Genomic DNA, 12,737 nt, shown 5'->3' with positions numbered 1-12,737 from the left:
GAATCGCAACGTGCTGTTCACCTGTTTGGGCAGCCCTGGGCGACCCATGATCGACACTCAGGGCCCGATCGAGTTGCAAATCCGTGACCGCATCCTGCTCTGCTCCGACGGCCTTTGGGGCGTGTTGTCCGATGAGGTCATCACCCAGCAGCTCACCGGGCGGCCTTTGCCCGACACCGTGCCCGACCTTGTCGAGGCAGCTTTGCGGGCCGGAGGCGCCAAGTCCGACAACGTGACGGTGCTGGCCTTGGAGTGGGAAGGCGAAGACGACCCGGTGGAAACCCAAGAGCATTTGTCCACCCGCACCTTGCACGAGAGCGCCTTCGCCACCACGATTCAGCAGCAGATGTTGGAGCAGCAGGAGGAGCGCCGGGAGGCGCTGGACGAGGCTGAAATCGAACGCGCGGTTGAAGAGATCAACGAGACGATCCGACGCGCTCAACGAAAGGGTTGACATGAGTGAAGAACAAATCGCGCTGCGAGCCGACGGCCGCCGCGCCGACCAGTTGCGCCCGGTGCGTTTGCAACGCCAGTACACACGACATGCCGAGGGGTCGGTGCTGGTGAGTTTTGGCGACACGCAAGTGCTGTGCACCGCGTCGGTGGAAGAGCGTGTGCCGCCTCATCGGCGGGGCAGTGGCGGCGGTTGGGTGACGGCCGAGTACGGCATGTTGCCCCGAGCCACCCACACCCGTGGCGACCGTGAAGCCGCCAAGGGCAAGCAGAGCGGGCGCACCCAGGAAATCCAGCGCTTGATCGGCCGTTCGATGCGCGCTGTCTTCAACCTGGATGCCTTGGGTGAGCGCACCATCAGCCTGGACTGCGATGTGCTGCAAGCCGACGGCGGCACCCGGACGGCCGCCATCACGGGCGCCTACGTGGCCGCGCACGATGCTTGCACGTGGTTGCAGTCGCGAGGCCTCGTGACAGCATGGCCGCTGCGTGATGCGGTGGCGGCCGTGTCGGTCGGGCTCGTCGGCGGTGTGCCGATGCTTGATTTGGCCTACACCGAAGATTCGGCCTGCGACACCGACATGAATGTCGTGATGACGGGGCAGGGCGGCTTCGTGGAGGTGCAGGGCACGGCCGAAGGCGAGCCCTTTGCCCATGCCCAACTCATGCAGTTGTTGGGGCTGGCCAGCGCTGGCATCGGTCAGTTGGTGGCCGCCCAGCAGGCTGCGCTGCAGGCATGACCAAGCCGGTGCGCCGATTGGTGCTGTCGTCCAACAACGCCAAAAAGCTGGAGGAACTGCGACAGCTTCTGGCGCCCTTGGGCGCCGACGTGGTGTCGCAGGGGGAGCTGGGCATCGGCGAAGCGGATGAGCCCCACTCGACTTTTTTGGAAAACGCCCTGGCCAAAGCCCGCCATGCGTCGGCCGCTTCAGGCTTGCCGGCCTTGGCCGACGACTCTGGCCTGTGCGTGGATGCCCTGGACGGAGCTCCGGGCGTTCGCTCGGCGCGCTTCGCGAGCGACGCTGGAGAGGGCGAGGGCGATGGTGCCAACAACGCGCTGCTGCTGAGGCGCATGGACGGCCACGCCGAGCGACAGGCCCGGTTTGTTTGTGCTTTGGTCGCGGTCCGGTCGGTGCACGACCCCGAGCCCCTGGTGGCGATGGGGCGCTGGGAACTGCAGGTCTTGTTGGCCCCGCAGGGGATCGGTGGCTTCGGCTACGACCCCATCGTGCGTCCAGCGCAGGCCGACCACTCGGTGGCGGACTGTTCGGCCGAGGAGAAGCACCGGCACAGCCACCGGGGTCAGGCCATGCGCGAGTTGCTCGGGCAGTTGTCCGCCCAGTGGGGCTGGCGTTGAGCAACGCAACCCTGCAATGGCATCGTCCGGGGGCCTTGCGGTTTGACGCGCTGCCGCCGTTGAGCCTGTACGTGCACCTGCCCTGGTGCCTGCGCAAGTGCCCCTATTGCGACTTCAATTCGCACGAGCGAGCCCATGGCGTGGACGAATCGCTGGCCACGGCGTACTTGAATGCGCTCAACGCCGATCTCGAGTCGGCCCTGCCTTTGGTGTGGGGTCGCCCGGTGGTGTCCGTGTTCATCGGCGGCGGCACCCCCAGCCTGTTCACCCCGGCTCAGATCGAGCGCTTGATCAGCGACTTGCGCGCCCGAGTGCCGCTGGATCCTGGTTGTGAGATCACGCTGGAGGCCAACCCGGGCACCTTCGAGCGGGACCGTTTTCATGGCTATCGCCGAGCGGGGGTGAACCGCTTGAGCATCGGCGTGCAAAGCTTCCAAGATGCACAGTTGCAGCGCTTGGGGCGTGTGCACGATGCGCAGCAGGCGCGGGCGGCCGTGAAGGAGGCGGCCTCGGCTTTCGAGACCTTCAACGTCGACCTGATGTACGCCCTGCCCGAGCAGACCGTGGCGGAACTGGGCGTCGAGTTGGAGGCGGTGCTGGACCTGGCGCCTCCCCACCTGTCGCTTTACCACTTGACCTTGGAGCCCAACACGCGCTTTGCCGTTGAGCCCCCGCCGGTGCCGGATGCCGACCTGGCGAGCGACATGCTGGATCTGCTGGTGCAGCGCACGGCCGCGGCCGGCTATGGGCGCTACGAGGTCTCGGCCTATGCGCAGTTGGGGCATGCCTGTGTGCACAACCGCAACTACTGGGAGTTCGGCGATTACCTGGGCCTGGGGGCTGGCGCCCACAGCAAGCTGAGCTTTCCCGAGCGCGTTGTGCGGCAGGTGCGCTGGCGTGAGCCTCGCCGCTACCTCGAGGAGTCTGCCCGTGGCCAGGCCGTCAGCAACGGGCACGACGTGGCTGCGGCGGATCTGCCTTTTGAGTTCGCGATGAACGCACTGCGTCTGGCCGATGGCGTGCCCGTCACCCGATTCAGCGAGCGAACGGGCCTGCCCGTGACCGCCTTGTCCAAAGCCAGGGAAGAGGGCGTGCGCCGTGGCCTCCTGGTGGACGACGTGGCGGTCTTGAAGGCCACGCCCCGCGGATTTGACTTTTTGAACGACACCCAGGCCTTGTTTCTGCCGGGCTGACCCGGCTCAGACCCGGTTCAGCGCACCGCCACTGGCCCGCAGTCGCTCCAGCAAGCGCGGCGCGATGTCCTTGAGGGGCAAGACTTCGTTGGCGGCGCCGGCGTTGATCGCTTCTCGCGGCATGCCAAACACGACGCAACTGGCCTCGTCTTGCACCAAGTTGTAGCTGCCTGCGTCGCGCATGGCACGCATGGCCGTCGCGCCGTCGGCGCCCATGCCCGTGAGCATGATGCCCACAGCATTGGGCCCCACCACGCGGGCCGCGGACAAGAACAAGACTTCGACGGAAGGGCGATGTCGGTTCACCGGCTCCCCATCCACCACGCGGGCGACATAGTTGGCCCCCGACCGTTCCACGCTGAACTGTTTACCGCCCGGGGCCAAGTAGGCATGGCCCGGCAAGATGCGTTCGCCGTCCCTCGCTTCGGCGACCCGAATCCTGCACAGGCCATCCAGGCGCTGGGCGTAACTCGTCGTGAAGCCTGGGGGCATGTGCTGGGTGATGCAAACCGCTGGACAGTCCGCGGGCAGGTTCATCAAGACGTCCTTGGTGGCCTCGGTGCCACCAGTGCTTGCCCCGATGAAGATGATCTTTTCGGTGGACAGCCGCCCCACGCTGGCCACCGGGGCCGGCGCTGCTGCCTGCGCGCCGGGTGGGGCCGTCACTGCGGCTGCGCGCCGCACATGCGCACGAGCGGCCACGCGGATCTTGTCGGTGATGTCGGCGGCCAGTTGGCGGATGCCATCGGCCACGCCGATCTTGGGCTTGGCCACGAAGTCCACGGCGCCCAACTCCAGTGCCTTGAGCGTGACTTCGGCGCCGCGCTCGGTCAAGGTGCTGACCATCACCACCGGCATGGGCCGCAGGCGCATGAGGCGCGACAGGAAGTCGATGCCATCCATGCGCGGCATTTCCACGTCCAGGGTGATCACATCGGGGTTGAGGTTGCGGATCATCTCGCGTGCCACCAGGGGGTCGCTGGCGGCGCCGATGCATTCCATGTCGGGCTGCTTGTTGATGATTTCGGTCAGGATGGAGCGCACCAGCGCCGAGTCGTCCACCACCACCACACGCGTTTTCGCCATACCCACGGTCTCTCAGAACAAATCGATCGAACCACCACTGGAGGCCACCGGCGCCACCTTCTGCACGGCGGTGCGGTCTTGCGCCAGCAGCGCGTCGTTGGCGGCGGCCAGGCGTTTGACCATGGCCTTGCCGCTTCGGGGCAAGAAACAAACCTTGCGCGGGTAAACGTCCAACACGTCCTTGCTCACGACCGGAATGCGCTCGGTTTTGAGAAAGTCCAGCACGAAGTTCGTGTTGCGCTCGCCCACGTTGATGCTGCTCATGCCGCTGATGACCGCGCCGCCGCCAAACACTTTGGCCTCCATGCGACCCTTGTTGGCCCCTCGCTTGAGCATTTCGTTGATCAGCAATTCCATCGCGAACAGGCCGTAGCGGCCGGACTCGCCACTGCCCTCGGGCAGCATGAAGTGGTTCAAGCCACCGACCAAAGCCACGCGATCCCAGAGGCAAGCGGCGATGCAAGAGCCCAAAGTGGTTTGGATCAACACGTCTTCGGTGTCGACGAAGTACTCGCCAGGCAGCACTTTGACCGCCGCTGCTTTGAAGTGCGAGTCGTAGAAGAAGAACGATGCCTCGCCGTTTTTGCGCGGCTGGGCCTTCAGCCGGTTCACCCAGGCCGTGGCCGCCGCGCCGCCACCCAGCATGGTGCTGGCGGCGCTGGAGGAGGGGAGGCTGCTCATGCGTGGGCTCTCAGACCTTTTCGTAAATCGTCTTGCCCCGCAGTCGGAACAAGTCCTTGGCTTCGGTGAAGTTCTCGGAGTGGCCCACGAACAGCAATGAGCCCGGAGTCATCACGCGGTGAATGCGCTCCAACACCTTGCGCTGCGTTGGGGCATCAAAGTAAATCATCACGTTCCGGCAAAACACCATGTGGAAGGGTTCCCCCAGTTGCCACTGGGTGTGCATCAAGTTGACCACGCGGAAGTCGATGTTGCGCGCCAAATCGGGCTTGAAACGGATGCAACCAGCGTTGGCGCCCGTGCCACGCATGAAATAGTTGCGCAATCGCTGGGGCGACAACCCTCGGGCCTCGGCGTCATAAACGCCTCGACGGGCTTTGGCCAGCACGTTGGTGTCGATGTCGGAACACACCAGTTGCACGTTGCTCAGACTGCCCAGGGCCTCGTGGCAGGTGATGGCCAGGGAGTAGGGTTCCTCGCCCGTGGAGGCGGCGCAGCACCAGATGCGCAAGGGTTTGCTGCCCCAGCTTTTCAGGGCATCGGCCAGGGCGTGGAAGTGGTGTTCCTCGCGGAAGAACGAAGTCAGGTTGGTGGTCAGGCAGTTCACAAACTCCTGCCATTCGCGCTCCCCTGCTTGCCCTGTGCCCCGCTCCAAATCGTCCAGGTAGTCTTGAAAACTGGAGTGCCCGGTTTCGCGCAGGCGCCTGGACAGGCGGCTGTAGACCATCGCCTGCTTGCCCTCGTGCAGGCTGATGCCGGCATGCCCATAGATCAACTTACGGACTCGCTCAAAGTCGCTCTTGGCGAACACGAACTCCTGATCGACGGTGGGCGGCATGGTCATGCGGGGGCGTGGGGGGCGGCTTGATTGTGGGCGTGGGGGGGGCGCTGTCACCCTAGTATCGACACGGGGTTCTTGCTCGAATGCCTGCGGATACCCACTGCTAGACTGGGTTGATCCCGATCATCCGTCGCTCTTGATGGCCGACACCGCCCATCCGCTGTCCGTGCTCAAACAGCTCCAGTTGGAGTCCGCCTTGCAGTTGCTGGAGCAGGCCGGGGCGCTGCTTCCCGATGCAGAACCCTACAGCGTGGATTGGTTGCAGGGCGTGGTCGATGCTCTGGCCGATTTGTCCAACCGCGATCCGCTGACCGGGTTGGGCAACCGACGCAGCTTCGAAATGGCCCTCGAGCGGGAGATCGACCGCGTGGCGCGCGCGGGCGAGCCCGCGCTGCTGCTGGTGTTGGACATCGATCATTTCAAGGCGGTCAACGACCAACACGGACACGCCCTGGGCGACGAGGTCATCAAGTCGGTGGCTGTGGCCGTCGCGGGCGCCGTCCGCCCCATGGACACCGTGGCCCGCATCGGCGGGGAGGAGTTTGGCGTGGTGTTGCCCAACTGTCCGCCCAGCTTCGGGCCCACGGTGGCCGAACGCATCCGCAGTGAAGTGGAGCGCTCCAGCGTGGCCTTGTCGATGACGGAGCGAATCGGCGTCACCGTGAGTTTGGGGGGGGCGTTTGCGCCGCAGTGGGTGCGCTCCAGCCCCTTGTTGTGGGCCGAGCGCGCGGACCGGCAGCTCTACCGGGCCAAAGCCGAAGGCCGCAACCGCGCTTGCTTCGAGCCCCAGACCGAGTCGGTTGTCAGCGCCGACGAAAAATCGATGCTGTTTGCCATCATTCCGCAGGAGGGCGCATGACCGCGCGCACACTGGCCGTCACCAGCGGCAAAGGGGGCGTGGGCAAGACCTTCGTCACGGCCAACTTGGCCGCCGCCTTGGCGGCTCGGGGCCATCGGGTTCTGGTGCTGGATGCCGACCTGGGCTTGGCCAACCTGGACGTGGTGCTGAACTTGCACCCCAAACTCACGCTGCACGACGTCTTCACCGAAAAGTGCAGCCTGGAGCAGGCCATCCTGCCGGCGCCGGGGGGGTTCTCGGTGCTGCTGGCCGGCTCGGGCATGGTCGAGTACTCGCGGCTCACGCCCGACGTTCGCGAAAAGCTGTTGGCCATCATCGACCAGGTGAAGCCGCGGTTTGACTGGGTGCTCATCGACACCGGGGCCGGCATCTCGGATGTGGTGCTGTACGCCGTCTCCCTGGCCCAGCACGTGATTGTGGTGGCGACCCCCGAGCCGACCTCGCTCACCGATGCCTACGCCACGATCAAGGTGCTGGCAACGACGCAACAGCGCAAGCTGCTGGGCTTGGTGCTCAACCAGGCCAACCGTCCCGGTGAGGGCAGGGGTGTTTGCACCCAGTTGCAGGCGGTGTTGGCACGGTTCGGCGCCTTGCAGGGTGGGTTCAAGCTGGACCTGTGGGGCGAAATCCGCAACGACGCAGCCGTGCGGCAGGCGGTGCTGAAGCGGAAGTTGTTGTTGGAGTTGGCGCCGGCCAGCGATGCCGCACAGGGCATCAAGTCCTTGGCCAACACGGTGGCGGGTGTCTGAGGCCACCCCCTTCGATTCGATCGGGGGCGAGGGCGCCGTGCGTGCCTTGGTGGATGCCTTCTACGACCTGATGGAACTGGAGCCGCGCTTTGCCCACCTGCGCGGCCTGCATCCGGCCTCGCTCGAAGGCTCGCGCGACAAGCTGCATTGGTTCTTGTGCGGTTGGCTCGGAGGCCCTGACCACTACGTCGAGCGTTTCGGCCATCCACGATTGCGGGCCCGACATTTGCCCTTCTCGATCGGCATTCGGGAGCGCGACGACTGGTTGGCCTGCATGGCGGCGGCCATGGAGCAGGTGCAGGTGCCGCCGGCCTTGCGCGCGCGCTTGGTCGGCTCTTTGGCCAACACGGCCGATTGGATGCGCAACCGAGGCCAGCCGGCCTGAAGTCACGGCAAACCTCAGCCCTGCAGCAGCACCACCAAAGCACCGGCGCCGCCTTGGGCGGGGGTGGCTTGCACGAAGGCCAAGACCTCGTCGCGTTGGACGAGCCAACGTCTGGCTTTGACCCGCAAGACCCCCTCTTTGCCCGGCGAGCCATGGCCTTTGCCGTGGATCACGCGCACGCAACGCTTGCCGTGCCGTTCACACGCGTGGAGGAACTCGGCCAGCGCCTGCCGTGCTTCGTCGCTGCGAAGGCCGTGCAGGTCAAGCTCGGCTTGGATGCTCCAGTGCCCGCGTCGCAGCTTGCTCAGCACCTGCGGGGGCAAGCTGGGGCGTTTGAACGACAGCTCGCTGTCGGTTTCCAACAGGGAGTCGACATCGAAGTCATCGCTCCACGCTTCGACGAGGACCGCTTGTTCATCACGGGCCAGGCTTCTGGGCTCGGGCGTGGGGCGCTGCCGCGTGGCAGGCGCCAGGCCCGGGTCGGGCAAGGGGGTCACGGGGCCAACCGACCGGGCAAACAACTGGCGCTCCCGCTCCAGGCGTTCCAAGCGTTCGCGCTCGGCCGCCACCGCGGCGGCCTCGGCCGCTCGCCGCGCTTGCAGCTCGCGCTGAAGCACGGCCAAGCTCGCCAGACCCTTGTACGCGGTAGAGCGGCACACAGCCAGCACATGGACGCCAAAGAGAGGAACTGTTGGCGCGTCACCACGACATGGTCCAGCACGCGGATGTCCACCAGCCCCAAGGCAGCCGCCAGGCGCTCGGTGAGTCGGCGATCGTCCACGCTGGGTTCGGCCACGCCGCTCGGGTGGTTGTGGGCCAGCACCACCGCGTGCGCGTGAAGGGCCAGCGCACGCTGGACCACCTCGCGCGGGTGCACCGCGGTCTGCGTCAGCGTGCCGCGAAACAACTCCTCCAGCGCGATGAGTCGCAACTGAGCGTCCAAGAACAGCACCGCGAAGACCTCGTGGGGCCGGTCGCCCAGGCGCAGCTGCAACAGCCGGTGCACGGCGTCGGGGTCTTGCAGCACCGGTCGCTCGGTCAACGTTTGCATCAACACCCGTCGAGAGAGTTCCAGCACGGCGGCCAACTCGGCCCGTTTTGCGGGCCCCAGCCCCTTCACGGCCCCCAGGGCTTTGGCGTCTTGTTGCAGCAGGCCGGCGATGCCGCCAAACCGTTGCAAAAGGTCGTCTGCCATGTGCAGCACCGAACGCCCGGCGGTGCCGGTGCGCAGCAGCAAGGCCAGCAACTCGGCATCGCTGAGGGCCGCTGGCCCCAGGCTCAACAGCTTTTCGCGGGGACGGCTGCTGGGGGGGAGGTCGGCCATGGGCATGCGGAAATTCTAGAATCGCGCCCTTCGGCCTTGTTGGCCGGTGCCTATGGGCGACCCCCGCCTATCCCCCATGACCGACCGACCCATCGCCTCGGGCGACTTTCTCACCTTGCATTACCGCCTCAGCGGGCCCGACGGCGCCGCTTTGGTGGACACCTTCACGCAGCAGCCCGCCACCCTGACCTTGGGAAGCGGTGAGTTGTCGCCGGCCCTCGAGGCTTGCTTGATCGGTTTGCGCGAGGGGGCACATCAGGCCTTTGAGCTGCCGCCCGACGCCTCGTTTGGCACCCCCAACCCCGACTTGCGGCAGCGCGTCAGTCGCCGCTTGTTGGACGAGCATGGCGATCCCGACGAGGTGTATGCCGTGGGCGATGTCATCACCTTCCCCACCCCCGCGGGCGGCCAGCACTTTGCGGGCCGTGTTGCCGAGGTGGGTGAGGACTGGGTGCTGTTCGATTTCAACCACCCCTTGGCCGGCGTGCCGCTGCGCTTCGAGGTGCAAGTCATGGGGGTCTTGTCATGAGCAGCCCACTGACCGATGTCCTCTTGGCCGAGCCACGCGGCTTTTGTGCGGGGGTGGACCGCGCCATCGAAATCGTCGAACGCGCGCTGATCAAGTACGGCGCGCCCATCTACGTGCGCCACGAGATCGTGCACAACACCTACGTGGTGAACGACCTGAAGGCCAAGGGCGCGATCTTCATCGAGGAGCTCAGCGACGTGCCGCCCGGCGCCACCTTGGTATTCAGCGCCCACGGCGTGAGCCAAGCCGTGCGTCAGGAGGCCGATGCCCGCGGCTTTCAAATCTTCGATGCGACCTGTCCCTTGGTGACGAAGGTGCATGTGGAGGTGGCCAAGCTGGCTCGCGAGGGGTATGAGTTCATCATGATCGGCCACAAGGGGCACCCCGAGGTGGAGGGCACCATGGGCCAGCTCAGCGAGGGCATTCATTTGGTGGAAGACGAGGCCGATGTCGAGCGGGTGCAGTTGCGTCAGCAAGAGAAGCTGGCCGTGGTGACACAAACCACGCTGAGCGTGGACGACGCCGCCGACATCCTCCATGCCGTTCGGCGCCGCTTCCCGCAGGTGCGTGAGCCCAAGCAGCAGGACATTTGCTACGCCACCCAGAACCGACAGGACGCCGTCAAGGTGCTGGCGCCGCAGGTCGATGTGGTCGTCGTCGTGGGCAGCCCGACCAGCAGCAACAGCAACCGCCTGCGTGAGTTGGCCGAGCGTCTGGGCACCCCGGCGTACATGATCGACGGTGCGGAGTTCTTGGAGCCGGCCTGGTTCGAAGGCCGGCCCCGCGTCGGGCTGACCGCTGGCGCTTCCGCCCCCGAGGTGTTGGTGGAGGCCGTCATTGCACGGCTGCGCGAGTTGGGCGCCACCAGCGTGCGCAAGCTGCCCGGTGTGGTTGAGCACACCCGCTTCCCGCTGCCCTTGGGCCTGGGCGACAAATCCATGGCCGAGTTGAACGCCGTGCGATCGTGACGAGCGTGACAAACGCTGCGTCCGTTCAACCCACCTTCACATTTCGATCGGTTTCCCATGCTTGACATCACTCTGCTGCGCCGCGATCTGGATGGCGTGATTCAGCGCCTTCAGACGCGCAAGAACCCGCAGCCCTTCCTTGACGTGCCCCGCTTTCAAGCCCTGGAAGCCGAGCGCAAGCAGTTGCAAACGGCCACGGAAGACTTGCAAGCCCGTCGCAACAGCCTGTCCAAGGCCATTGGCATGGCCAAAGGCAAGGGCGAAGACGCCACCGCCCTGCTGGCCGAAGTGGGCGGCATTGGTGACGCCTTGAAGACCAGCGCCGAGCGCTTGGACGCCCTGCAGGTCGAGATGCACGAGTTGCTCATGCACCTGCCCAATCTGCCACAGGCCGACGTGCCCGTGGGTGCTGACGAAACCGGCAACGCAGAGGTGCGCCGCTGGGGCACGCCGCGCGCGTTCGACTTCGCGCCGAAGGACCACGTCGACTTGGGCGAGCCCTTGGGCCTCGACTTCGAGACCGGCGCCAAGCTCAGCGGCTCGCGCTTCAGCTTCTTGCGCGGCCCCGTGGCGCGCCTGCACCGCGCGCTGGCGCAGTTCATGCTGGACGTGCAAACTTCCGAGCACGGATACACCGAGTGCTACTCGCCCTACATCGTCAACCGCGAGGTGCTCGAAGGCACCGGGCAACTGCCCAAATTCAAGGACGACATGTTCTGGGTGCTGCGCGGCGGGGACAGCGAGCACCCCGAGCAGTACCTCATCTCGACCAGCGAGATTTCGCTGACGAACAGTGTGCGCGAGCAGGTGCTCGACGCCGCGCAGCTGCCCATCAAGCTCACCGCCCACAGCCCTTGCTTCCGCTCGGAGGCGGGCAGCGCCGGACGCGACACCCGCGGCATGATCCGCCAGCACCAGTTCGACAAGGTGGAGATGGTCCAGATCGTGCACCCCGAGCACAGCAACGCCGCGCTGGAGGCCATGGTCGGTCACGCCGAGGCCATCTTGCAAAAGCTGGAGCTGCCCTACCGCGTGGTGGCCCTGTGCACGGGCGACATGGGCTTTGGTGCCGCCAGAACCTACGACTTGGAGGTGTGGTTGCCGGCGCAGAGCACGTACCGGGAAATCAGCTCCTGCTCTAACTGCGAGGCCTTCCAAGCGCGCCGCATGCAAACGCGCTTCAAGAACGCGCAGGGCAAGAACGAGTTGGTGCACACGCTCAATGGCTCGGGCCTGGCCGTGGGTCGGGCTTTGGTGGCCGTGCTGGAAAACCACCAGCAGGCCGACGGCAGCATCGCCGTGCCCGCCGCCCTGCAGCCTTACCTGGGTGGCCTGACTCTGCTGAAGCCCTGATATACTGCTGCGCTTCGCTGCTTTCAGGAGAGGTGGCAGAGTGGTTGAATGTACCTGACTCGAAATCAGGCGTACGGTATCCCCGTACCGGGGGTTCGAATCCCCCCCTCTCCGCCAAACAAAAAAGCCCAAGTGACGCGCGTCGCTTGGGCTTTTTTCCTGGGGTGGCGTTAGAGCTCGACTTTGACTGCCGCGATCGACAAGTTGTCGCCGGCACCTTGCGCGCGCTGCCGCGCTTTGTTGATCAACAACTCCACCGCTTCCCTGGGTGTCAGCGTGGACGTGACCGTGGCCAGTTCGCGCTCGGTGAAGTAGTGCCACAAGCCATCGCTGCAGCACATCACCACGTCACCCGGCTGAAGCTTGCCGATGTTCGTTACCACGGGCTCGGGGTCTTGGACGGTGCCCAGGCAGGCCGTGAGCAGGTTGCTCTGGGGGTGGGTGAGCGCCTCGGTTTCGGTGAGTTGCCCCTGGTCGATCAAGCGCTGGACGTAAGACTGATCGAGCGTGCGACGCACCATCTCGCCCTGACGGAAGTGGTAGATGCGGCTGTCCCCGGTGTGCAGCCAATCGCAGTCCAACTCGGCATCGATCACGAAGGCGGCCAGCGTGCTGTGCGGCTCCTCCTCAGCCGACAGGGCGGTCAGCTTGATCATGAGGTGCGACTCGCTACAAATCTGCCGCAAGAGTTCCTCGCCCGATTCTTCGGGGGGGCTGAAGCGCTCGAACAGTTGCTGTGCGGTGAGCACCACCTGGTCCGCCGCTTTGCGGCCACCGCTCTTGCCGCCCATGCCATCGGCCACCACGGCGAGCAGGGCGCCGGCCGAGCGAGGGTGCGCCATCACGCACACCTGGTCCTGCTGGTAGAGCCGATCGCCGCGGTGCGTGCCGGTGGCGGCCACCAGCCGCGGTGCCGCGGGCTTGCGGGCGCGGGGCAAGCGCAGTGCGGAGTCTCCTGG

Annotated in this window: 15 protein-coding genes, 1 tRNA gene and 1 pseudogene; 11 read left to right on the top strand and 6 right to left on the bottom strand. The window is 65.8% G+C overall.

The genetic code is table 11. The annotated features are described in order from the left end of the window. The 4 genes from O9335_RS13575 to hemW form a co-directional block, all read left to right on the top strand. A partial coding sequence (locus tag O9335_RS13575; protein WP_367185435.1) for a PP2C family serine/threonine-protein phosphatase occupies positions 1-454 on the top strand: 454 nt, incomplete at its 5' end. A gap of 22 nt (positions 455-476) precedes the next feature. Continuing rightward, positions 477-1,193: a ribonuclease PH gene (rph, locus tag O9335_RS13570; RefSeq protein WP_298388993.1), complete on the top strand. Its 717-nt coding sequence runs from the start codon at positions 477-479 to the stop codon at positions 1,191-1,193. Further along, complete coding sequence (locus O9335_RS13565) at positions 1,190-1,810, top strand: non-canonical purine NTP pyrophosphatase (RefSeq protein WP_298388979.1); 621 nt, start codon at positions 1,190-1,192, stop codon at positions 1,808-1,810. Before rph ends, O9335_RS13565 begins: the two co-directional genes overlap by 4 nt. Next, positions 1,801-3,003 carry a radical SAM family heme chaperone HemW gene (hemW, locus tag O9335_RS13560; protein ID WP_298388991.1) on the top strand — a complete coding sequence of 401 codons (1,203 nt, stop codon included), beginning with the start codon at positions 1,801-1,803 and terminating at the stop codon, positions 3,001-3,003. Before O9335_RS13565 ends, hemW begins: the two co-directional genes overlap by 10 nt. 6 nt (positions 3,004-3,009) lie before the next feature. On the opposite strand, the gene O9335_RS13555 is transcribed toward hemW, so the two are convergent. From O9335_RS13555 to O9335_RS13545, 3 genes are read right to left on the bottom strand one after another with little or no spacing between them, the layout of a single operon-like run. Continuing rightward, positions 3,010-4,089 carry a chemotaxis response regulator protein-glutamate methylesterase gene (locus tag O9335_RS13555; protein ID WP_298388977.1) on the bottom strand — a complete coding sequence of 360 codons (1,080 nt, stop codon included), beginning with the start codon at positions 4,087-4,089 and terminating at the stop codon, positions 3,010-3,012. Between the two features lie 12 nt (positions 4,090-4,101). Beyond that, positions 4,102-4,734: a chemoreceptor glutamine deamidase CheD gene (cheD, locus tag O9335_RS13550; RefSeq protein WP_298388989.1), complete on the bottom strand. Its 633-nt coding sequence runs from the start codon at positions 4,732-4,734 to the stop codon at positions 4,102-4,104. Positions 4,735-4,780: 46 nt separating this feature from the next. Next, the gene (locus O9335_RS13545; RefSeq protein WP_298388975.1) at positions 4,781-5,614 is read right to left on the bottom strand and encodes a CheR family methyltransferase; all 834 of its coding nucleotides are present in this window, start codon (positions 5,612-5,614) and stop codon (positions 4,781-4,783) included. A gap of 136 nt (positions 5,615-5,750) precedes the next feature. Here O9335_RS13545 and O9335_RS13540 point away from each other — a divergent pair, with 136 nt between their 5' ends. From O9335_RS13540 to O9335_RS13530, 3 genes are read left to right on the top strand one after another with little or no spacing between them, the layout of a single operon-like run. After that, positions 5,751-6,470: a GGDEF domain-containing protein gene (locus O9335_RS13540; RefSeq protein WP_298388974.1), complete on the top strand. Its 720-nt coding sequence runs from the start codon at positions 5,751-5,753 to the stop codon at positions 6,468-6,470. Next, positions 6,467-7,219, top strand: coding sequence for a MinD/ParA family protein (locus tag O9335_RS13535; RefSeq protein ID WP_298388972.1), 753 nt, complete (start codon positions 6,467-6,469; stop codon positions 7,217-7,219). The genes O9335_RS13540 and O9335_RS13535 overlap by 4 nt, the downstream gene beginning before the upstream one ends. Further along, on the top strand, positions 7,170-7,604 hold the full coding sequence (locus O9335_RS13530; RefSeq protein WP_298388970.1) for a group II truncated hemoglobin: 435 nt from the start codon (positions 7,170-7,172) through the stop codon (positions 7,602-7,604). The genes O9335_RS13535 and O9335_RS13530 overlap by 50 nt, the downstream gene beginning before the upstream one ends. Positions 7,605-7,618: 14 nt before the next feature. On the opposite strand, the gene O9335_RS13525 is transcribed toward O9335_RS13530, so the two are convergent. Beyond that, complete coding sequence (locus O9335_RS13525; RefSeq protein WP_298388967.1) at positions 7,619-8,101, bottom strand: Smr/MutS family protein; 483 nt, start codon at positions 8,099-8,101, stop codon at positions 7,619-7,621. 161 nt (positions 8,102-8,262) lie between these two features. After that, a pseudogene (radC, locus tag O9335_RS13520) lies at positions 8,263-8,934 on the bottom strand (DNA repair protein RadC); the annotation flags it as partial. Positions 8,935-9,004: 70 nt separating this feature from the next. Between radC and O9335_RS13515 the strand changes: the two are divergent. The 4 genes from O9335_RS13515 to O9335_RS13500 all read left to right on the top strand — a co-directional run bounded on the left by O9335_RS13515 (position 9,005) and on the right by O9335_RS13500 (position 11,895). Beyond that, a complete protein-coding gene (locus tag O9335_RS13515; protein ID WP_298388965.1) occupies positions 9,005-9,457 on the top strand; it encodes an FKBP-type peptidyl-prolyl cis-trans isomerase in 453 nt (150 codons plus the stop codon). Further along, a complete protein-coding gene (gene ispH, locus O9335_RS13510) occupies positions 9,454-10,425 on the top strand; it encodes a 4-hydroxy-3-methylbut-2-enyl diphosphate reductase (protein ID WP_298388963.1) in 972 nt (323 codons plus the stop codon). Before O9335_RS13515 ends, ispH begins: the two co-directional genes overlap by 4 nt. 57 nt (positions 10,426-10,482) lie before the next feature. Further along, the gene (serS, locus tag O9335_RS13505; protein WP_298388961.1) at positions 10,483-11,778 is read left to right on the top strand and encodes a serine--tRNA ligase; all 1,296 of its coding nucleotides are present in this window, start codon (positions 10,483-10,485) and stop codon (positions 11,776-11,778) included. Positions 11,779-11,804: 26 nt separating this feature from the next. Further along, a tRNA-Ser gene (locus tag O9335_RS13500) sits at positions 11,805-11,895 on the top strand. 53 nt (positions 11,896-11,948) lie between these two features. Here the strand turns inward: O9335_RS13500 and O9335_RS13495 are convergent. Continuing rightward, complete coding sequence (locus tag O9335_RS13495; protein WP_298388987.1) at positions 11,949-12,716, bottom strand: protein phosphatase 2C domain-containing protein; 768 nt, start codon at positions 12,714-12,716, stop codon at positions 11,949-11,951. Positions 12,717-12,737 lie beyond the last annotated feature (21 nt).

This window comes from Inhella sp., from assembly GCF_027532025.1.
Lineage (GTDB): Bacteria > Pseudomonadota > Gammaproteobacteria > Burkholderiales > Burkholderiaceae_C > Inhella.
Note: the sequence above shows the minus strand (reverse complement) of the source record. Positions and strands in the feature narration are given on the sequence as shown.

Coding starts and splice junctions, on each gene's coding strand:
- O9335_RS13565 (WP_298388979.1), top strand. CDS start 1,190: ATGACCAAGCCGGTGCGCCGATTGGTGCTGTCGTCCAACAACGCCAAA.
- O9335_RS13555 (WP_298388977.1), bottom strand. CDS start 4,089: ATGGCGAAAACGCGTGTGGTGGTGGTGGACGACTCGGCGCTGGTGCGC.
- cheD (WP_298388989.1), bottom strand. CDS start 4,734: ATGCTGGGTGGCGGCGCGGCGGCCACGGCCTGGGTGAACCGGCTGAAG.
- O9335_RS13545 (WP_298388975.1), bottom strand. CDS start 5,614: ATGACCATGCCGCCCACCGTCGATCAGGAGTTCGTGTTCGCCAAGAGC.
- O9335_RS13540 (WP_298388974.1), top strand. CDS start 5,751: ATGGCCGACACCGCCCATCCGCTGTCCGTGCTCAAACAGCTCCAGTTG.
- O9335_RS13535 (WP_298388972.1), top strand. CDS start 6,467: ATGACCGCGCGCACACTGGCCGTCACCAGCGGCAAAGGGGGCGTGGGC.
- O9335_RS13530 (WP_298388970.1), top strand. CDS start 7,170: ATGCCGCACAGGGCATCAAGTCCTTGGCCAACACGGTGGCGGGTGTCT.
- O9335_RS13515 (WP_298388965.1), top strand. CDS start 9,005: ATGACCGACCGACCCATCGCCTCGGGCGACTTTCTCACCTTGCATTAC.
- ispH (WP_298388963.1), top strand. CDS start 9,454: ATGAGCAGCCCACTGACCGATGTCCTCTTGGCCGAGCCACGCGGCTTT.
- serS (WP_298388961.1), top strand. CDS start 10,483: ATGCTTGACATCACTCTGCTGCGCCGCGATCTGGATGGCGTGATTCAG.